The 19,193-nt window shown below is 68.9% G+C and carries 16 protein-coding genes and 1 rRNA gene; 8 read left to right on the top strand and 9 right to left on the bottom strand.

Features of this window, described 5'->3' with window-relative positions; translation table 11 throughout:
• Positions 1–185: 185 nt before the first annotated feature.
• Both B1818_RS18130 and clpS read right to left on the bottom strand, forming a co-directional pair.
• Positions 186–761 carry a DUF2017 domain-containing protein gene (locus tag B1818_RS18130; RefSeq protein ID WP_058249988.1) on the bottom strand — a complete coding sequence of 192 codons (576 nt, stop codon included), beginning with the start codon at positions 759–761 and terminating at the stop codon, positions 186–188.
• A gap of 70 nt (positions 762–831) precedes the next feature.
• Positions 832–1,155, bottom strand: a complete 324-nt coding sequence (clpS, locus tag B1818_RS18125; RefSeq protein WP_058249987.1) for an ATP-dependent Clp protease adapter ClpS — start codon at positions 1,153–1,155, stop codon at positions 832–834.
• Positions 1,156–1,174: 19 nt separating this feature from the next.
• Here clpS and B1818_RS18120 point away from each other — a divergent pair, with 19 nt between their 5' ends.
• From B1818_RS18120 to glgB, 5 genes are all read left to right on the top strand, one after another.
• Positions 1,175–2,479, top strand: a complete 1,305-nt coding sequence (locus B1818_RS18120; RefSeq protein ID WP_078113561.1) for a nicotinate phosphoribosyltransferase — start codon at positions 1,175–1,177, stop codon at positions 2,477–2,479.
• A 49-nt stretch (positions 2,480–2,528) separates the two neighbouring features.
• Positions 2,529–3,140: an isochorismatase family protein gene (locus tag B1818_RS18115; RefSeq protein ID WP_078113560.1), complete on the top strand. Its 612-nt coding sequence runs from the start codon at positions 2,529–2,531 to the stop codon at positions 3,138–3,140.
• A gap of 124 nt (positions 3,141–3,264) precedes the next feature.
• Complete coding sequence (locus B1818_RS18110; protein ID WP_078113559.1) at positions 3,265–5,361, top strand: ATP-dependent DNA helicase; 2,097 nt, start codon at positions 3,265–3,267, stop codon at positions 5,359–5,361.
• Between the two features lie 163 nt (positions 5,362–5,524).
• A complete protein-coding gene (locus B1818_RS18105; RefSeq protein ID WP_068971709.1) occupies positions 5,525–7,525 on the top strand; it encodes a maltotransferase domain-containing protein in 2,001 nt (666 codons plus the stop codon).
• Positions 7,526–7,532: 7 nt separating this feature from the next.
• A complete protein-coding gene (gene glgB / locus B1818_RS18100; RefSeq protein ID WP_078113558.1) occupies positions 7,533–9,755 on the top strand; it encodes a 1,4-alpha-glucan branching protein GlgB in 2,223 nt (740 codons plus the stop codon).
• Between the two features lie 72 nt (positions 9,756–9,827).
• On the opposite strand, the gene B1818_RS18095 is transcribed toward glgB, so the two are convergent.
• The 4 genes from B1818_RS18095 to B1818_RS18080 all read right to left on the bottom strand — a co-directional run bounded on the left by B1818_RS18095 (position 9,828) and on the right by B1818_RS18080 (position 13,784).
• Positions 9,828–10,784 carry a tetratricopeptide repeat protein gene (locus B1818_RS18095; RefSeq protein ID WP_176455955.1) on the bottom strand — a complete coding sequence of 319 codons (957 nt, stop codon included), beginning with the start codon at positions 10,782–10,784 and terminating at the stop codon, positions 9,828–9,830.
• Positions 10,785–10,879: 95 nt separating this feature from the next.
• Positions 10,880–12,031 (bottom strand): MFS transporter, encoded by a 1,152-nt coding sequence (locus tag B1818_RS18090; protein ID WP_175404250.1) that lies wholly within the window; start codon positions 12,029–12,031, stop codon positions 10,880–10,882.
• 92 nt (positions 12,032–12,123) lie between these two features.
• Positions 12,124–12,519 carry a DUF3817 domain-containing protein gene (locus B1818_RS18085; RefSeq protein ID WP_058249980.1) on the bottom strand — a complete coding sequence of 132 codons (396 nt, stop codon included), beginning with the start codon at positions 12,517–12,519 and terminating at the stop codon, positions 12,124–12,126.
• 62 nt (positions 12,520–12,581) lie between these two features.
• The gene (locus B1818_RS18080; RefSeq protein WP_065629062.1) at positions 12,582–13,784 is read right to left on the bottom strand and encodes an acetyl-CoA C-acetyltransferase; all 1,203 of its coding nucleotides are present in this window, start codon (positions 13,782–13,784) and stop codon (positions 12,582–12,584) included.
• Positions 13,785–13,869: 85 nt separating this feature from the next.
• Here B1818_RS18080 and mce point away from each other — a divergent pair, with 85 nt between their 5' ends.
• Positions 13,870–14,340: a methylmalonyl-CoA epimerase gene (mce, locus tag B1818_RS18075; protein WP_058249978.1), complete on the top strand. Its 471-nt coding sequence runs from the start codon at positions 13,870–13,872 to the stop codon at positions 14,338–14,340.
• A 152-nt stretch (positions 14,341–14,492) separates the two neighbouring features.
• Positions 14,493–15,458 (top strand): hypothetical protein, encoded by a 966-nt coding sequence (locus tag B1818_RS18070; protein WP_058249977.1) that lies wholly within the window; start codon positions 14,493–14,495, stop codon positions 15,456–15,458.
• A 174-nt stretch (positions 15,459–15,632) separates the two neighbouring features.
• Here the strand turns inward: B1818_RS18070 and nucS are convergent, their stop codons facing one another.
• Together nucS and glsA are read right to left on the bottom strand one after the other, a co-directional pair.
• Positions 15,633–16,316, bottom strand: coding sequence for an endonuclease NucS (nucS, locus tag B1818_RS18065; RefSeq protein WP_058249976.1), 684 nt, complete (start codon positions 16,314–16,316; stop codon positions 15,633–15,635).
• 46 nt (positions 16,317–16,362) lie between these two features.
• On the bottom strand, positions 16,363–17,796 hold the full coding sequence (glsA, locus tag B1818_RS18060; protein ID WP_058249975.1) for a glutaminase A: 1,434 nt from the start codon (positions 17,794–17,796) through the stop codon (positions 16,363–16,365).
• Between the two features lie 90 nt (positions 17,797–17,886).
• On the opposite strand from glsA, the gene B1818_RS18055 reads away from it, so the two are divergent.
• Positions 17,887–18,765 (top strand): universal stress protein, encoded by an 879-nt coding sequence (locus tag B1818_RS18055; protein ID WP_058249974.1) that lies wholly within the window; start codon positions 17,887–17,889, stop codon positions 18,763–18,765.
• A gap of 67 nt (positions 18,766–18,832) precedes the next feature.
• Here the strand turns inward: B1818_RS18055 and rrf are convergent.
• Positions 18,833–18,949 (bottom strand): 5S ribosomal RNA (gene rrf / locus B1818_RS18050).
• Positions 18,950–19,193: the final 244 nt, after the last annotated feature.

Here is a 19,193-nt window from a genome sequence, read left to right as displayed (position 1 = left end):
CGAAGTTCCCGAACGGAACCCTAGTGGTGTGTCTCGGAATAGGTGGCCGGTATCCGGTGGAGCGATCGGTGGTCTGGCAAGGCGGAGGAGGGAGGGATAGCGGAGCTATCTCGACCGACGACAACGCAGCCAGGCGCCGATCGAGCGCCGGAGACCAGTCGCTTATTTCCGAGACACACCACTAGTCACATCAGGGCTTCGACGAGGAGGTCCTGCATCACCGTGAGCCAGTGGTAGACGTCGAGATGCGCCGCATGCGGGTGGTCGGGCGGCAACTGCTCGGGAGTGTCCTCGGAGATCCCGAGCATCGCGCCGAGTGCCAGTCGCACGTCGTTGAGCGCGGTGAGCCACGCCGCGGCCTCGTCGGGAGACAGGGCGAAATCCCCGCCGCCGGCCGGCAGGGTGTCGAGCAACACCCGGGCGGCGCCCAGCTTGGCGTCGATGATCTGTGGTTCGTGAACGCTCCGCAGCGCCGAGTTCAGTTCGCCGTTGACGACCTCGGCGGAGAGTTCGTCGTCCTGGTCGGGCCGATGAAAATCCGGGAGGAGACGGCCCAGGGTGACATCGTCGGGTGCCTGCGAGTGCCCGACGTCGATACCGGTCAGCCTCGCGAGGTCGTCGCGGGGTGCGGAATCGGCTCGTTCGGTGAGCAATTCGCACATCGACGTGACCATCGACGCGAGCAGCTCTGCTTCGTGCGCGTCGAGTTGCGATGCGATGCGCATCTGCTCGCCGCGCCCCTTGCGTTTCCAGGTGCGCACGCGTGTCAGTGTGCCTGCCGCGCCGCGAAGGCCGATCGACCGGTTGGGAGTCGTCCGCGGCCGGTCCGGGTCACGAATCCCGCTGCATCGTCGCCCACAGCCCCGCGGCGTGCAGCTTCGCGACGTCGGCCTCGACCTTTTCCCGGTCCCCGGAGGACACCACCGCCCTGCCCTCGGTGTGGACCTGCATCATCAGTTCGTTGGCGCGGGACTCGGAGTAGCCGAAGATCTTCTGGAAGACGAAGGTGACGTACCGCATCAGATTGACCGGGTCGTCCCACACGATCGTCATCCAGGGCTTGTCGAGTCCCGCCGCGCCGTCGGCGACCTCTGGTTCGGCAACCGCCGTACCGCCGGGGGTAGCCTCGTGCGCACGAGTTTCGTCAGGCGCCATGAGGACAGGGTAGGCGATTGTGACCAACGACAACACCGCGCTGCTGACCGATCAGTACGAACTGACGATGGTCGCAGCGGCACTTAGCCACCCGGTTGCGCACCGCCAGTGCGCATTCGAGGTCTTCGCCCGCCGCCTCCCCGACGGCCGGCGCTATGGCGTGGTGGCCGGAACCGGCCGCGTTCTCGACGAACTCGCGGCGTTCCGGTTCCGCGACGAGGAGATCGCCGTGGTCGAGCGATTCCTCGACGCGGACACGGTGGCCTGGCTGCGGGACTATCGGTTCTCCGGTGACATCGACGGTTACCGGGAGGGCGAACTCTACTTCCCCGGTTCGCCGATCCTCACCGTCCGCGCGCCCTTCGCGGAGGGGGTCCTGCTCGAGACCCTGATCCTCTCGATCCTCAACCACGACAGCGCGATCGCGTCGGCCGCGGCTCGAATGGTCAGCGCGGCGGGGTCGCGCCCGATCATCGAGATGGGCTCGCGGCGCACCCATGAGCGCGCCGCCGTCGCCAGTGCGCGCGCCGCCTACATCGCCGGCGTCGCCGCCACCTCGAACCTCGAGGCGGCCCGGAGCTTCGGCGTGCCCAGCGCCGGCACCGCCGCCCACGCCTTCACCCTCGGTTTCACCGGACCGGACGGGCCCGACGAGAAGGCCGCGTTCGCCGCGCAGATCGAGGTCCTCGGGATCGGTACCACGCTGCTGGTCGACACCTACGACATCACCCAGGGCGTGCGCAACGCCATCGAGGTGGCCGGCCCCGGACTCGGTGCCGTGCGCATCGACTCCGGCGACCTCGGTGTGCTGGCGCGCCAGGTCCGCGCGCAGCTCGACGACCTGGGCGCGACGGAGACGAAGATCGTCGTGTCCGGTGATCTCGACGAGTACGCGATCGCCTCGCTGCGCGCCGAGCCGGTCGACACCTACGGGGTCGGGACATCCCTGGTCACCGGGAGCGGGGCGCCGACGGCGGGGATGGTGTACAAACTCGTCGAGGTCGACGGCCTGCCGGTGGCCAAACGTGCGAGTCACAAGGAGTCGCGCGGCGGCGCCAAGTCGGCCGTGCGGGCGGCCCGGTCGAGCGGCACGATCGTCGAGGAGATCGTGTTTCGCGCCGACGGCACCCGCCCCGCGCCGGACGGGCTCGGCATCCGCGACCTGCAGATCCCGCTCGTCCGCGGTGGGACGCCCGTGGCGTCGCTGCCCACTCTCACCGATGCCCGCGCGCACCTCGCGGCCGGCCTGGTGAGCTTGCCCTGGGAGGGTCTGGGCCTGTCCCATGGAGATCCGGCGGTGCCGACCCGCTACGAGCTCGGCTGACCGCACCCCGACGCCCGGAACCGATGTCCCCCGACGACAGGAGAAATGGATGAGCGCCGAACGCAGCGACGGCACCCGTCCCGCCGACGCGCTGATCGTCGTCGACGTGCAGAACGACTTCTGCGAAGGCGGCGCCCTCGGGGTGAACGGCGGCGCCGCGGTCGCGCGCGCGGTCACGTCGATCCTCGACGAATACCGGACCGTCGTCGCGACCCGCGACTACCACATCGACCCCGGTGCGCACTTCTCCGACGACCCCGATTACGTCGACACCTGGCCACCGCACTGCCGCGTCGGCACCGACGGTGTCGCGTTCCACCGCGAATTCGACGCCGCGGCGGCGCACGAGGTCTTCTCCAAGGGCGAGTACAGCGCCGCGTACTCCGGCTTCGAGGGCGCGGCCGCCGACGGCTCCACCCTCGCCGTGTGGTTGCGGGAACGGAAGGTGAAGTCGGTCGACATCGTCGGCATCGCCACCGACCACTGCGTGCGGGCGACCGCGCTCGACGCCGTGGAGGCCGGCTTCACCACCCGGGTCCTCCTCAACTTCACCGCCGGTGTCGCGCCCGAGACGACGTCGAAGGCACTCTCGGCACTGCGGCAGGCGGGTGTCGAACTCGTGGGCGACCTGCTCTACGACGGGTCGAGTCGGACCGGGTAGCAGCGCCGCGGTCCCGACCACGATCCCGATCTCGACAGCGGGAACCGACCGGGCCCGCGATACGTCTGAAAGAGCACCGTTCCCGCGCACGGCGAACCCAGCAAGGACAACCGGAACACACCTCATGCCCAACACACCCCCGGTGACCGACCTTCTCGACGCGGCGGTCACCGCACTCGGCGGTCGCCGCCGCGACGGTCAGGTCGCGATGGCCTCCGCGGTCGCGCATGCCATCGACACCGGCGAGCATCTCGCGGTCCAGGCCGGCACCGGCACCGGCAAGTCGCTGGCCTACCTCGTGCCGGCCATCCGGCACGCCGTCGAGAGCGGCCGCACCGTCGTGGTGTCCACCGCGACGATCGCGTTGCAGCGCCAGCTCATCGAGCGCGATCTCCCCCGCCTGGCCAAGGCGCTGAAGAAGCCGATCGGCCGCGAGCCCACCTTCGCGATTCTCAAAGGGCGCGGAAACTATCTGTGCCTGAACAAGATCCACTCCGGTACCGCCGACGAGCCGGACACCGAGCTGTTCGACCCGTTCGAGCTGTCGCGCACCGGCCGGGAGGTCACGCGTCTGCGGGAGTGGAGCAGCGAGACCGAGACCGGCGACCGGGACGACCTCGTCCCCGGCGTCTCCGACCGGTCGTGGCGACAGGTCAGCGTCACCGCCCGCGAGTGCCTGGGCGCGGCCAACTGCTCCTACGGCGAGGACTGCTTCGCCGAGCAGTCCCGCCGTCGGTCCGGGAAGGTCGACGTGGTGGTGACCAACCACGCGCTGCTGGCCATCAACGCCACCAGCCCGGCCAATGTCTTGCCCGAGCACGACGTCGTGGTCATCGACGAGGCCCATGAGCTCGTCGACCGGATGACCTCGGTGGCCACCGACGAACTGTCGGCGGCCTCGGTGGCGCTCGTCGCGCGCCGGTGCGGGAAGCTCGTCGACGAGGAGACCGCCGACGCCCTCCTGGGCGCAGGTGAACAGCTGGGCGAATTGCTCGACAACGCACCGATGCGCCAGTGGACCGGCCTGCCGTCCGACGCCACCGCGGTACTCGTGATGCTCCGGGACCGACTGTGGCAGGCGCGCACCGCGATCGGACCGGTACGGATGGCCGGCGCCGACGACGGCGCGGCGGCCGCCCGCTCGGCGGCCCTGACCTCGCTCGAGGACATGCACGACACCGTCGTCCGTGTACTCGGTGCGTTCGACGAACCCGACGAGGCGAAGCGGCGCGACGTCACGTGGGCGTCACTGGACACCTCACGCCGGGGGGCCGAGCCCCGGCCCATCCTGCACATCGCGCCCCTGTCGGTCGGCGGCCTGCTGCGGGCCTCCCTGTTCGCCGACGCCACGGTCATCCTGACCTCGGCGACCCTCACGATCGGCGGCTCCTTCGACGCCCTCGCCGCGACCTGGGGACTCCCGGCGTCGGGGCGCGGGACCGACCGTCCGGTGACAGACGAGACGAGCCCCGCAGCGGGGTCGAGCACAGCCGACGTCACCGCCAGCGGGAAGGCGGTCCCGTCCGATTCGGGTTCGGCACGCTGGACCGGCCTCGATGCCGGCTCGCCCTTCGACTATCCGCGGTCGGCGATCCTCTACGTCGCACGTCACCTCCCCCGACCCGACCGCTCGGGCATCTCGTCGCGGACGATGGACGAGATCACCGAGCTCGTGAACTCCGCCGGCGGACGCACGCTCGGTCTGTTCTCCTCGATGCGCGCGGCGCGCGAAGCCGCCGACGCGATCCGCGACCGCACCGACCACCCGGTGCTGTGCCAGGGCGACGACACGACGTCCACCCTCGTCCGGCGGTTCGCCGACGACCCGGCGACCTGCCTGTTCGGCACCTTGTCCCTGTGGCAGGGGGTCGACGTGCCGGGCCCGTCGTTGAGCCTCGTGCTCATCGACCGCATCCCCTTCCCTCGTCCCGACGATCCGCTGCTGACCGCCCGGCAACGTGCGGTCGATGCGCGCGGCGGCAACGGATTCCTGTCGGTGGCGGCCAACCACGCCGCACTGCTGCTCGCCCAGGGTGCCGGCCGCCTGCTGCGTTCGGTCGACGACCGCGGGGTCGTCGCGGTCCTCGACTCCCGACTGGCCACGGCGGGGTACGGCGGCTATCTGCTCGCGTCCCTGCCCCCGATGTGGCGTACCACCGACCCCGCGGTCGTCCGTTCGGCCCTGACCCGATTGACCGATCCCGCCCGTTCGGTGGGCTGACCTCGACCGACCCCACCGCGCCCGGCCCGCCCGACACGGCGGGCGATCCATGACAAGACAATCCCGTCCGCGGGGCACTAGGTTGGGTACCGGTGATACCAACGAAGGCGAGACCGACAGCGCACCCCGGCCACTCACGGGAGCTGACGACAGGAGGCTCCACGTGATCGGGCGCATGGGTATCGACGACATCGCACCCCTTGTGTCGGCGGGCCAGCAACCTGCCAAAGCCGTTGTGGGAGAATACTTTCCGGTCAGCACCACGGCCTGGCGCGAAGGACACGACGCGCTCGGCGTCACACTGCACGTCGAGGCCCCGCGACGCGGGCCGTTCGATGTGCGGATGGTCCCCGCGCCGGAACCGGACACCTTCAACGCAGCCTTCGTTCCCGACGCCGTCGGATTCTGGTCGTACCGGATCGAGGCCTGGAGCGACCCCTACGCCACGTGGCGTTCGGCCGTTCTGAAGAAGCTCGACGCCGGGCAGGGCGCCGCCGACCTCGCCAACGACATCGAGACCGGCGCGCGGGTACTGGACACCGCAGCCGACCTGGTCGCCGGTGATGACCGAGAACTCCTGCTCGACGCCGCGCGCCAGCTCCGCGCACGTCGTCGCCGTGTCGAGAACCGGGTGGGTCTGGCGGTCTCCGACGAGGTCGTCGAACTGCTGACCGCCCATCCCGTCCGAGAGCTCGTCACCAAGAGTCGTACCTACCGGGTGTGGGTCGATCGCAAGCGCGCGCTGTTCGGCTCGTGGTACGAGCTGTTCCCGCGCTCGACCGGCGGCTGGGACGGTGAGGGCAATCCCGTCCACGGCACGTTCCTCACCGCTGCCCAGGATCTGCCGCGCGTCGCGGACATGGGCTTCGACGTCGTCTACCTGCCGCCGATCCACCCGATCGGCGAGATCAACCGCAAGGGCCCCAACAACACCCTCGTCGCGGGACCCGAGGATGTCGGTTCGCCGTGGGCCATCGGATCATCCGACGGCGGGCACGACGCCATCCATCCCCTCCTCGGCACCGAGGAGGACTTCGAGTACTTCGTCGGCCGGGCTCGCGAACTCGGGCTCGAGGTCGCACTCGATCTGGCCCTGCAGTGCGCACCGGATCATCCGTGGGCGCTCGAGCATCCGGAGTGGTTCACCACCCAGCCCGACGGCACCATCGCCTTCGCGGAGAACCCGCCGAAGAAATACCAGGACATCTACCCACTGAACTTCGACAACGACCGCAACGGCATCTACCGCGCGGTCCTCAAGGTCGTCCTGCACTGGGTCGGGCTCGGAGTCGACATCTTCCGCGTCGACAATCCGCACACCAAGCCGCCGAACTTCTGGGAGTGGCTGATCAGCGAGGTGAAGAAGCGGCACCCCGATGTGCTCTTCCTCTCCGAGTCGTTCACCCGGCCGGCGCGGCTCTACGGCCTCGCCCGGCTCGGCTTCAGCCAGAGCTACACCTACTTCACCTGGAAGACGCTGAAGTGGGAGCTCGAGCAGTTCGGCCGGGAGATCGCCGACCACGCCGACGAGGCCCGCCCCAACCTCTTCGTCAACACCCCCGACATCCTGCACGAGAGTCTCCAGCACGGCGGTCCGGGCATGTTCGCACTGCGCGCCGCGCTCGCCGCGACCCTGGCCCCGACATGGGGTGTCTACAGCGGATACGAGCTGTACGAGCACGTCGCCGTGACCGAGGGCAGCGAGGAGTACCTCAACTCGGAGAAGTACGAGCTGCGGCCCCGTGACTACAAGGCGGCGGCGAGCCGCGGCGAGTCGCTCGAGCCGTGGATCACCTCGCTGAACGAGATCCGGCGCCGGCACCCCGCACTGCAGCAGCTGCGCAACATCCATTTCCACCATGTCGACAACCCGTCGCTGATCGCCTACTCGAAGATCGACCCGGTGTCGGGTGACCGGGTCATCGTGGTGATCAACCTGAACCCGTTCGGCCCCGAGGACTCCACGGTCTGGCTCGACCTGCCGAAGCTCGGCTTCGAGTGGTACGACCGCTTCCCCGTCCGCGACGAGGTCTCCGGCGAGGAGTACTGGTGGGGCCAGGACAACTACGTCCGGCTCGAGCCCTGGCGGGCGGTGGCGCACATCCTCGCCTTGCCGCCCCTCGAACCTGTTGCCGCACAACAGCTCGCCTATCGGATCCAGTGAGGTATCAGTGACCGATCGCACCGATCCGCCAGACCTACCCGACCCCTACGCGACCGACCACGACCTGCGTCGGCTCGCGGCGCAGACCCATCCCGATCCACACGCCTTCCTCGGCGCCCACGACGCGCCCGGCGGCGCGACGATCCTGCGCACCCTGCGCCCGAACGCGATCTCGGTGTCGGTGGTCATCGGCGGAGTCGATCATCCGATGACCCGCCAGACCGACGACCTGTGGGTGGTCACGGTGCCGATGGCCGACCTGATGGACTACCGGTACCGCGTCGTCTACCCCGATTCCGCCGGCGGCACGTCGGAATTCGTCGTGGCCGACGGTTACCGGTTCCTGCCGAGCCTCGGCGACGTCGACATCCATCTGTTCAGCGAGGGCCGCCACGAGGAACTGTGGAACGCCCTCGGCGCGCGGGTGACGTCGTACACGACCACCGACGGCGACGTGCACGGCACCGCCTTCTCCGTGTGGGCGCCGAACGCCCACGGTGTCACCGTGATCGGCGACTTCGACGACTGGACCGGGCGCGTTGCGCCGATGCGCAAGGTCGGGGTCAGCGGCGTGTGGGAGGTCTTCATCCCCGACGTCGGCGACGGGACCCACTACAAGTTCCGCGTCCATGGCGCCGACGGCGTCATTCGCGACAAGGCCGACCCCATGGCCTTCCGCACCAGCACGCCCCCGGCAACCGCGTCCCGGGTCACCGTGTCCGAACACGTCTGGACCGACGACGCGTGGATCGCGCGCCGGGAACGGTCCGCGCCCGAACGTGAGCCGATGAGCGTCTACGAGGTCCACCTCGCCTCCTGGCGTCAAGGCCTCGGCTACCGCGAACTCGCGCACGAGCTGGCCGATTACGCCGTCGAGAAGGGCTTCACCCACGTCGAGTTCCTGCCCGTCGCCGAGCACCCGTTCGGCGGTTCCTGGGGTTACCAGGTCACGTCGTACTACGCGCCGACGGCGCGCTTCGGAACGCCCGACGACTTCCGCTACCTCGTCGACCACCTGCACTCCCGGGACATCGCCGTGATCGTCGACTGGGTGCCGGCCCACTTCCCCAAGGACGACTGGGCGCTCGCCCGATTCGACGGCACCCCGCTGTACGAGCACGCCGATCCGATGCGCGGCGAGCAGCTCGACTGGGGCACCTACGTCTTCGACTTCGGCCGGCACGAGGTCCGCAACTTCCTCGTGGCGAACGCCCTGTTCTGGTTCAGCGAGTTCCACATCGACGGTCTCCGCGTCGACGCGGTGGCCTCGATGCTCTACCTGGACTACTCACGACCGGCCGGGCAATGGCGCCCCAATGTGCACGGCGGTCGCGAGAACCTGGAGGCGGTGCAGTTCCTCCAGGAGACCAATGCGACTGTGCACAAACATTTCCCGGGCGTGATCACGGTGGCCGAGGAGTCGACCGCATGGCCGGGCGTGACCCGCATGACCGATCTCGGCGGGCTGGGCTTCAGCTTCAAGTGGAACATGGGCTGGATGCACGACACCCTCGACTACCTGTCCCGCGATCAGATCCACCGCAGCTTCCACCACCACGAGATCACCTTCTCGCTGGTGTACGCGTGGAGCGAGAACTTCGTGCTGCCGCTCTCCCACGACGAGGTCGTGCACGGCAAGGGCACGCTGTGGACGCGGATGCCGGGCGATTCGTTCGCCAAGGCCGCGGGCGTGCGGGTCTACCTCGCCTACATGTGGTCCCACCCCGGCAAGCAACTGCTGTTCATGGGACAGGAGTTCGGGCAGACCGGCGAATGGGCAGACAATCGGAGCCTGGACTGGCATCAGCTCGAGGGCTGGGAGGGCGAACTGCACTCCGGTATCTCGGTCCTCGTCACCGACCTGAACCGGATCTACCGGTCCCGACCGGCGCTGTACACCCAGGACATCGATCCACTGGGTTACGAGTGGATCGACGCCAACGACACCGCCAACAACGTGATCAGTTTCCTCCGGTACGGCACCGACGGATCGGTCGTCGCGTGCCTGTTCAACCTGAGCGGCTCCGACCGCGCCGATTATCAGGTCGGGTTGCCCTCGGCCGGGGTCTGGGACGAGATCCTCAACACCGATGCCGACGCCTACAGCGGTGCCGGGCGGGGCAACATGGGGTCGGTCTCGGCGGATGGGCCGTCTTACCACGGACGTCCCGTGTCGGCTCGGGTCATGCTGCCCGCCAACTCGGCGATCTGGCTGGTGCCGCGGGAGTAGTGGTGTGTTTCGGAATCAGTCGCCTGGTTCCGAAACACACCACTCAGACTCCCGCGGCAGTGGCCTCAGCCGTCAGTAGAGGGCGCTGGCGAGCTTGCGCCGGGCGCTCACGACGAACTGCTCGGCGGGATCGAAGAGTTCGAACAGCTCGAGCAGCCGGGTGCGCGCCCGGGTGCGCTCCTCCCCCGCGGTCACGCGCACGACGTCGATGATGCGGTCGAACGCTGCTTCGGGCTGTTGGTTGAGCAGCAGGACGTCCGCGGCCGCGAGCTGCGCGTCGACGTCACGGGGGGACGCCGTCTCCACGATGGTGGGATCGTGCGCCTGCGCCCGCAGGATGAACTCGAGGTTCCGCGCGGCGGACACCGCTTCGAGGTTCTCCGGCTCGGCCTCGGCGATCGCCCGGTAGTCGGCGAGTGCGCCGTCGAAGTCGCCGTCGTTCAGCTTCGTCTCGGCGGCGACCAGCCTCGGGTCCTCGGGCTCCGGCTCGGGTGCGGGCCCGTCGGGCACGCCCGGGAGGATGTCGCCGATCTGGGCGAAGATGTCGTCGATCCACTGGGTGATCTCGGCCTCGGAACGCACCCCGTTGAAGGCGGTCACCGGCTGTCCCTGCACGATCGCGACGACCATCGGGATCGACTGCACCCGGAAGGCCTGTGCGATACGGGGATTGGCGTCGACGTCGACCTTCGCCAGCACCCAGCGCCCGCCCGACTGCGCGGCGAGGCGTTCGAGGACCGGCGACAACTGCTTACACGGCCCGCACCATTCCGCCCATAGGTCGATGACCACGAGCTGCTGCATCGACCGGTTGAGCACCTCGGCCTCGAACGTCTCCTCGGTGACGTCGAGGACCGCGGCCGCCGCGGTTCCCGCACCGGCGGCCGGCGACTGCCCGCCCTCGGCGGGCGGCTCACCGGGCGCGGCAGGTCGTGCTGCGGCCTGCGACTGGGTCCGTTGCGCTTGTGCGCGTTCGGCTTCGGCCCGCTCCTTGAGTACGCCGAGATCCACCGCGCCGGACATGGCCATGGCTGCTGCCGCCTGCTGTCGGGCCGCGGCGGCGGCCTGCTGACGATTGGTTGGTCGCGTCACCCCTCCAGTGTGTCACGACCGCCCACGCGGAATCAGATGACGTCGGGCGAACGCGTTCGGTCCGGCGCGGCGGTGCGCGTGCGGTCCGGGCGAACGACCGGCGCGAGCACGACGGCGAGGACGAGCGCCGCCACGGCCGCCAGCAACCCGGTGTTCAGCGAGGTCCGGCTGCTGATGAAGCCTACGACCGCGGGGCCGGCGAGCATGCCGAGGTACCCGCATCCGACGACGGCGGAGATCGTCCGGCCGCTCGACTCCCCCGACAGATTGCCCGCCGCGGTGAAGATCTGCGGGATCAGCCCCGCCAGACCCAGTCCGAACACACCCCATCCCACGATGGCGAGCGCGGGTACGGGCGAGAGCACCGCGATCAGGATTCCGGCGGTGCCGAGCAGGCCGCCGTAGCGGACGACCGCCACCGGTCCCACCGACCCGACGACCGGATCGATGACGAATCGCGCGACGGTCATCGTCGCGCTGAATGCGCCGAAAGCGATGGCGCCGACGGCTTCGGCGGAACCGAAGGTCTCGACCACGTGCAGTGCACTCCAGTCGTAGGCGGTGCCCTCGGCGAGCATGAGTGCGAACGCGACCACCGCCAGCAGCACCAGGCGGCGCCGGTCCACGGTGTGCCACCACTTCCCGGACGCGGGACCGTCGGCGTCTGCACCGCGTGCACTCGCATCGTCGGTCCCCACCTCGCGACCGGCCAGACCGCGCGCGTTCCACGCCACGACGCCGATGCCGGCCGCCGCGGCGCAGGCCACGGTGAGGACGACACCGACGTCGGCCCACAGGGTTGCCGCGATTACTCCCGAACCCACGAGACTGCCCGCCGAGAAGAACCCGTGGAACGACGACATGATCGGTCGGCCGTAGGCCCGTTCGACCACGACCGCCTGCGCGTTCATCGACACATCCAGGCAACCGTTGGCGAATCCGAAGGCGACGAGCGCGGCGGCGAGCGTCAGGGCGTCGGCGGCGAGCACCGGGGCGACGATGACCGCCGACAGCAGCAGCGCGGCACCGATCGTCACCGGCCGGGACCCCCGACGGTCGATCAGACGGCCGCAGACCTGCATGCCGACGAACGCCGACGCGCCGAGCAACAGCAACAGTCCGCCGAGTTGGTCGTGATCGACTCCGGTGCGCGCACTGATGACCGGGATGTGGGCCACCCACATCGCGGCGAGAAACCCGTTGAGCGCGAAGATCGCCCCGACGCTGCGGCGGGAGCGCCGGAGCGTCGGGGCGATCGAAGGCGGGATCGGGGCGGTCAGGCCGTGGCCTGCCTGGGCGCGCGGTCGGCGGACAGTTCGGCGAGATGGCCGTTACGGCGCGCCCACCACTCGAACACGATCGTGCCGAACGGCGGGAGGCTCGAGACCAGCGCCAGCAGGGTGACGATCGGGATTCCGATCCGCCGCGAACCCACCGGCAGCTCCCACTTCACCGCGTTCCACTTGAGCTGGATCGCCGTGATCAGGGCGACGACCACGAAGATCACGAAGACGATCCCGTGGATCATGCCCGGCTTGGCGATGGCCTCGTCGTCGTCGTTGACCCGCTTGACGACCATGGCGACCAGCAGGACCGCCCAGGTGATCGCCTCGGCGACGGCGACGAACCGGAAGCGCTTGGCGGGAGTGGTCAGGTCGAAGAATGACAGCATGGCCCTCATTGTGCCGAATCGGACAGCAAACTACTACAAGATGTCGTAGACATCTCCTTCGTTCAGGACTTCGGAACCCGGATGATCAGCGCGTCACCCTGGCCGCCGGCTCCACAGAGCGCGGCTGCACCGACGCCACCGCCCCGTCGCTTCAGCTCGAGCGCGACATGCAGCGCGACGCGCGCCCCGGAGGTCCCGATCGGATGTCCGACGGCGATCGCACCACCGTTGACATTGACGATCTCGGGATCGACGCCGAGCTGCTTGGTCGAGGACAGCCCGACCGCCGCGAAGGCCTCGTTGATCTCGATGAGGTCCAGGTCCGCGGGTGCGATGCCCTCGCGGTCACAGGCCTTGACGATCGCATTGGCCGGCTGCGCCTGCAGGCTGGAGTCCGGGCCGGCGACGACGCCGTGGGCGCCGATCTCGGCCAGCCACGTGACGCCCAGTTCCTCGGCCTTGGCCTTGCTCATCACCACGACGGCCGCCGCGCCGTCGGAGATCTGCGACGAGTTGCCCGCGGTGATCGTGCCGTCCTTGCGGAAGGCCGGCCGCAGCCCCGACAGCGACTCCACGGTGGTGTTGGCGCGAATCCCCTCGTCCTCGGCGAACTCGATCGGGTCGCCCTTACGCTGCGGGATGGCCACCGGCACGACCTCGTCGTCGAAGACGCCGTTCTTCCACGCGGCTGCGGCGAGCCGGTGGCTTCGTGCCGCGAACTCGTCCTGTTGCTCACGGGTGAACCCGTCGGCGTCGTTGCCCTGCTCGGTCAGCGCCCCCATCGGCTGATCGGTGAAGGCGTCGAAGAGCCCGTCGAACGCCATGTGGTCGACGAGTTCGGTGTTGCCGTACTTGAAGCCGCCGCGGCTGTTGGGCAGGAGATGGGGCGCCTGAGTCATCGACTCCTGGCCGCCGGCGACGACGACGTCGAACTCGCCGGCCCGGATGAGCTGATCGGCCAGCGCGATCGCGTCGATCCCCGACAGACACATCTTGTTGATGGTCAGGGTCGGGACGTCCCAGCCGATGCCGGCCTTGATCGCGGCCTGGCGGGCGGGCATCTGACCGGCCCCCGCGGTCAGCACCTGGCCCATGATCACGTACTCGACCTCGGATGCCGGAACGCCGGCCCGCTCGAGTGCGCCCTTGATGGCGACCGCGCCGAGATCGACCCCGCTGAAGTCCTTCAGGGAGCCCAGCAGGCGGCCGAAGGGGGTGCGTGCGCCGGCGACGATGACCGTGGTCTTGTCGGCAGTCGAAGTCATGAGGGAACCTCCGGGAAGTGTCTAGATAGGGGGCCAACCGAGCGCCCGCTCTGTGCGCTCAACACCTCAACGCTACCGTTGTCCCATGTCTTCCTCAGCAACGGACCCCAGCGCCACCGCACTCATCTCCGACCTGATCGTCGCCATCGATCACGTCGGCATCGCCGTCCCCGATCTCGACGCCGCCAAGGAGTGGTACGCCACCCACCTCGGGTTCGAGACGCTGCATCAGGAGACGAACGCCGAGCAGGGCGTCGAGGAGGCCATGGTCGGCCCGGCCGGCGGCACCGGTGCGGTCATCCAGTTGCTCGCCCCGCTCGACGAGTCGTCGACGATCGCCAAGTTCATCGACCGCAACGGTCCTGGGCTCCAGCAGCTCGCCGTGCGGGTGACCGACGTCGACGCGGTCACGGCACGACTCACCGAAGCCGGCGTCCGGGTCCTCTATCCTGCCGCGAAGCGGGGCACCGCGGACTCCCGCATCAACTTCGTCCACCCCAAGGACGCGGGCGGCGTGCTGCTCGAACTCGTGGAACCCGCCGCCACCGCACACTGATCCGCCGCAACGGCCGAAAACCGTTGCGCCGCTAGCTGACTCGACATGCCGAGCCGGCCGCTCCCATCCGTGGACCGGCCGGCTCGGCACCTCCACGCACGGCGTCGCCGACGTCGAGGAGATCCCGCACTCTCTCCGATACACTGGCCGCCATGCCAGGTCCCGCACGGCAATTGCCCTTCGCGATCGTGATGCGCGGTTATGACCGTGAGCAGGTCGCCGATCACCTCCAGCGCCTCGACGCCGATCTGCGCGTCCTCGCCGCCGATCGCGACGCCGCCACCGCCAACGCACACGAACTCGCCGCGCATCTCGAGGACGCGCGCGACGAGATAGCCGAACTGCGCCGGGAGGTCGACAAGCTCTCGGTCCCGCCGACCACCGCGCAAGGGATGAGCGAGCGACTGTCGCGGATGCTGCAGCTGGCGTCCGACGAAGCGTCGGAGATGCGCGCCGAAGCGGCCGCCGAAGCCGCCGAGACGCTGTCCATCGCGCGCCAGGAGGCCGCCGACATGCGGTCGTCGGCCGCGACCGACGCCGAGCGCGTCCGGGGCGAGGCACGCACGGCCGCGAAGAAGCTGGTCGACGAGGCCGCCGCCCGGGCACGGCAGGTCAAGGAGACCGCGGCCGCCAACGAGTCGGAGTCCGCCCGCCTCATCGCCGAGCGCACCGCCGCGATGGAGGCCGAACACACCAAGACCATGCAGGCCGCCAAGGACGAGGCCCGCCGAGTGGTGGAGAAGGCGAAAGCCGAGGTCGCCGAACTCGAGGCGGTCAGCGCCGCCGAACGCCGGGCCGAGCGGGAACGCCATGATGCCGAACTCGCCGATCAGCGCGAACGCGCACTCGACGAGGCGGCACACATCCGTCAGACCGCGCTCGACATCGCGACCGAACGACTCGATCGATCACGCGAACTCGCGCAGGCGGCTGATCGCACGCGTCAGGACATCGCCGCCAACCTCGGGCGGCTACGCGAGGAGCTGGCCGAGTTGCCGGAACTGCTCGCCCAGCCCGACGACTCCGAGTACTCCGTGCTGTCCGACGCCGACGATCTCGACCTCCTCAACCGCAAGCTCTCGCCCGAGGCGCGGTCGCCGGAGGTCCGCTCCGCCTGATCCGAAAGAACCACACAACCTCAGGTCCCAGCCCCTGCTCCCTGAGGTGCGAGGAGCGCGAGCGACGAGCCACGAAGGGCCTGGCAAGACGAGGGCGAGGGCCCTTCGTGGCTCGCTGCGCTCGCACCTCAGGGAGCAGGGGGTGGGCCACGCCGCTTGCTCCGCAGGGTGGGCCTAGAACAGCCGGAACTCCGTGCTCTCCGCGCCGCGAAGCTCGTCGTAATCGAGCACCACGCAACGGATTCCGCGGTCCTCGGCCAGCGTGCGGGCCTGCGGCTTGATCTGCTGGGCGGCGAATACGCCGGCCACCGGGGCGAGTGTGGTGTCGCGGTTGAGCAGCTCGAGGTACCGGGTGAGCTGCTCGACACCGTCGATCTCCCCGCGCCGTTTGATCTCGACCGCCACCGTGGCACCCGATGCGTCCCGGCACAGCAGGTCCACCGGCCCGATCGCGGTCATGTACTCGCGGCGGATGAGCGTGTGACCCGGACCCAACGTCTCGACATGCTCGGCGAGCAGCTCCTGCAGGTGCGCCTCGACGCCGTCCTTGACGAGTCCGGGGTCGATGCCGAGGTCGTGCTGGGAGTCGTGCTCGATCGACGCGATGGTGATGCGGAGTTCCTCGCCCGCCTTGTTGGTGACGACCCAGTACGCCTCCGCCTGCGTACCGTCGGGAACCTGCGCCTCGGTGAGCCAGCACGGCGGACTCATCCAGTTCAACGGCTTGTAGGCCCTGTCGTCGGCGTGCACGCTCACCGATCCGTCCGATTTGATCAGCAGCAACCGCCGGGCCATGGGCAGATGGGCGGTCAGCCGCCCGACGTAGTCGACCTGACACTCCGCGATGACGAGACGCACGTGCCCACCCTAGTGGTGTGTCCCGGAACCGGGCGGCGCGGCCCGCTCACTCGTCGTAGTAGTGCTTCAGCAGAAACGTCTCGGCATCGACGACCGCGTCGTCCATCGTCGAGTGCACGTGCGGAAGCGCCGGGTCGAATCCCCGGAGTTCCGGCGGCGCATCGAGATCGGGCACCGCCGCGTCGTCACGGTGCCGATCGACGCTGGCGCGGACGACGCCGTCCGGGTCGACGAGCGCGGCCCGCCGGCCGCTGTCGTCCAGCAGCCGTTTGATGCTCAGCACCATCGTGCGTGCGACCGCGTCGATCACCCCGATGCGGGAGATCTCGACGATGACGACGGTGTATGCGTCGATGTCGGCCATGAGGCGCCGCTGGACACTCTCGGCGCCGGCGAAGGTCAGGTCTCCCTGCAGTTCGTACACGCGGATGCGGTCGCGACAGGTCCGCAGATAGCTGCGCTCCTGCTCGCCCCATTCCGCGCTGACGGGGGTGTCGGCGAGGTCGTAGACCGACCGGATCGTCACCCGACTCTCCCGTGTCACGTTGAACATGTGCAGACCCAGGTCGGTGGACAGATGCCGACACACGTCGACGCCGCGGACGCTGTTGCCGTGACCGTCGAGCCGTGGCGAGTACACGCCGATGCCGAGTTGCCCCGGCAGCACCGCGAGGATCCCGCCACCGACGCCGCTCTTCGCTGGCAGGCCGACGGAGGTGACCCAGTCCCCCGCGCCGTCGTACATCCCGCACGTCGTCATGACACTCAGCAACCGCTGCGCGGTCTCGTTGGAGAAGACCGTCCGACCCGTGCGGGGATTCATCCCGCCGTTCGCGATCGTCGCGCCGATCCCGGCCAGGTCGTCGGTCGTCACCCGAATCGAGCACTGTCGGTAGTAGAGGTCGAGAGCGGCGTCCGGGCTGGTCTCTAGAGCCCCGAAGCTGTCTAGCATGTAGGCGATCGCGCGGTTGCGCGAACCCGTCGCGGCCTCGGAGGCATAGACCCCCTCGTCCATCGTGAGGCGCCGTCCGGCACATCCGGAGTAGAACTCGAGCACCTCCCGGAAAGCGGCGTCGACCGCCGCCTCGGCCACGTCCCGGGTCGGCGGCAACAGCATGGATGCGGCAAAGATGGCCCCCGCATTGATCATCGGGTTCTTCGGGCGTCGGCGCTCGTCCACGCTGATCTCGTTGAATGCCTCGCCGGACGGCTCGACGCCGATCTTCGCGTCGACCGCCGCGGTGCCGTGCTTCTTCAGGACCATCGCATAGGTGAGGGGCTTGGAGACCGACTGGATGGTGAACGCCGTCGCGGAGTCACCATGTGAGTAGGTGTGGCCGTCGTGCACGCACATCGACAGGCCGTAACCCTCGGGGTCGACGGCGGCCAGTTCCGGGATGTAGTCGGCGACATGACCGGATCGGTCCGAATGGCATTCGTCCATGATGTGGCTGAGGTAACCGTCGACGAGGGAGTCCATGACCCCATCTAAGCGTGTCCCCCGGCACCCCGTCGGAGATGACTAGGCTGGCGATGACCGGGGACCGAGACACCGACGCTGGGAGTACCGATGAAGCTGCTCGTCGCATACATCGCCACCTCGGGAGGCGACGACGCGGTCGCCCTCGGCGCATGCCTCGCGCGGACCTTCGACGCCGAACTCGAGCTCTGCATCGTCATCCCACCCGAGCCGGACAGCGCCGACCCGTCCGAACAGGTCTCGGTCGAACGCCTCTCCGACGCCCTGGACAATGCGGCCCGCCGATGGCTCGACGCCGCTGCCGCCAGACTCCCCGACGACATCCAGACCACCACGACGATCGCCGAACACGCCAACCCCGGGGAGGGTCTCATCGTGCAGGCCCGGCGCACATCGGCGGACATGCTGGTCATCGGCGGCGCGGGTGGCGGTATCCGCGGCCGGCACACACTCGGGACCGTGGTCAACGACATCTTGCATTCCGCACCGGTCCCGGTGGCGGTGGCGCCACCGGGGTTCGCGCATCTCGGCGCCGACGAGGTGCGAGAGATCTCGGTCGCGATCGGTAGCAGGCCAGGCACCCAGCTGTTGTTCCAGACGGCGTTGCGCAGCGGTGTCCGTGCACATCGGCCCATCCGGCTGATCTCGCTGGTCGCCGTCGACGACGTCCAACCCTGGCGCACCGAGCCGGAAGAACGGGCCCTCGACCACGCTCGCGAACACGCGCGACGCAGTCTCGAGGCGGCCAGAGAACAACTGCCACCGGACTTCCCGGTCAGCTCGGCGATCGCCCAGGGGTCGACCATCGAGGAGGCAGTCGGCTCCCTGGACTGGCAGGACGGCGATGTGGTCATGGTCGGCTCCAGCCGGCTGGCGGCGCCCAACACGCTCTTCCTCGGCACAACCGCAGCGAAAATCCTTCGCGCGGTGTCGGTTCCGATGATCGTCGTTCCGAAGGGCACCGACTGATCACGTCTCGACCCAGAAAAGCATTGTGGCCCCTCACGAATCGCGAGGGGCCACAATGGGATGTTGTGTTCGGCGGTGTCCTACTCTCCCACACTGATTAGGGTGCAGTACCATTGGCGCTGGAGGGCTTAGCTTCCGGGTTCGGAATGGGGCCGGGCGTTTCCCCTCCGCTATAGCCGCCGTAACTTTGTGAAACAACACGCTCATGTAGTGTGCGTGTGTTTGTTTGTCACCTCTCACCACCCCGTCACACCGTGGTGTTGTTGGGGGGTGTCCGGGGGGGCGAAGCCACCCGGAGGAGTGTGTTGTTTCAGAAGTACATAGTGGATGCGAACACCAACCGAACCTGAGGTTTGGTGATGTTGTGGGTGTTGTTGGTAAGTCCTCGGCCGATTAGTACCAGTCACCTGAACACATTGCTGTGCGTA

The organism is Gordonia sp. IITR100 (assembly GCF_002009645.1).
Taxonomy (GTDB): Bacteria; Actinomycetota; Actinomycetes; order Mycobacteriales; family Mycobacteriaceae; genus Gordonia; species Gordonia hongkongensis.
This window is presented reverse-complemented; position numbering and strand designations above follow the sequence as displayed.

Coding starts and splice junctions, on each gene's coding strand:
- B1818_RS18095 (WP_176455955.1), bottom strand. CDS start 10,784: ATGGCCATGTCCGGCGCGGTGGATCTCGGCGTACTCAAGGAGCGGGCC.
- B1818_RS18110 (WP_078113559.1), top strand. CDS start 3,265: ATGCCCAACACACCCCCGGTGACCGACCTTCTCGACGCGGCGGTCACC.
- B1818_RS18080 (WP_065629062.1), bottom strand. CDS start 13,784: ATGACTTCGACTGCCGACAAGACCACGGTCATCGTCGCCGGCGCACGC.
- B1818_RS18085 (WP_058249980.1), bottom strand. CDS start 12,519: ATGCTGTCATTCTTCGACCTGACCACTCCCGCCAAGCGCTTCCGGTTC.
- mce (WP_058249978.1), top strand. CDS start 13,870: ATGTCTTCCTCAGCAACGGACCCCAGCGCCACCGCACTCATCTCCGAC.
- glsA (WP_058249975.1), bottom strand. CDS start 17,796: ATGGACTCCCTCGTCGACGGTTACCTCAGCCACATCATGGACGAATGC.
- B1818_RS18090 (WP_175404250.1), bottom strand. CDS start 12,031: ATGTGGGTGGCCCACATCCCGGTCATCAGTGCGCGCACCGGAGTCGAT.
- clpS (WP_058249987.1), bottom strand. CDS start 1,155: ATGGCGCCTGACGAAACTCGTGCGCACGAGGCTACCCCCGGCGGTACG.
- B1818_RS18115 (WP_078113560.1), top strand. CDS start 2,529: ATGAGCGCCGAACGCAGCGACGGCACCCGTCCCGCCGACGCGCTGATC.
- B1818_RS18055 (WP_058249974.1), top strand. CDS start 17,887: ATGAAGCTGCTCGTCGCATACATCGCCACCTCGGGAGGCGACGACGCG.
- B1818_RS18070 (WP_058249977.1), top strand. CDS start 14,493: ATGCCAGGTCCCGCACGGCAATTGCCCTTCGCGATCGTGATGCGCGGT.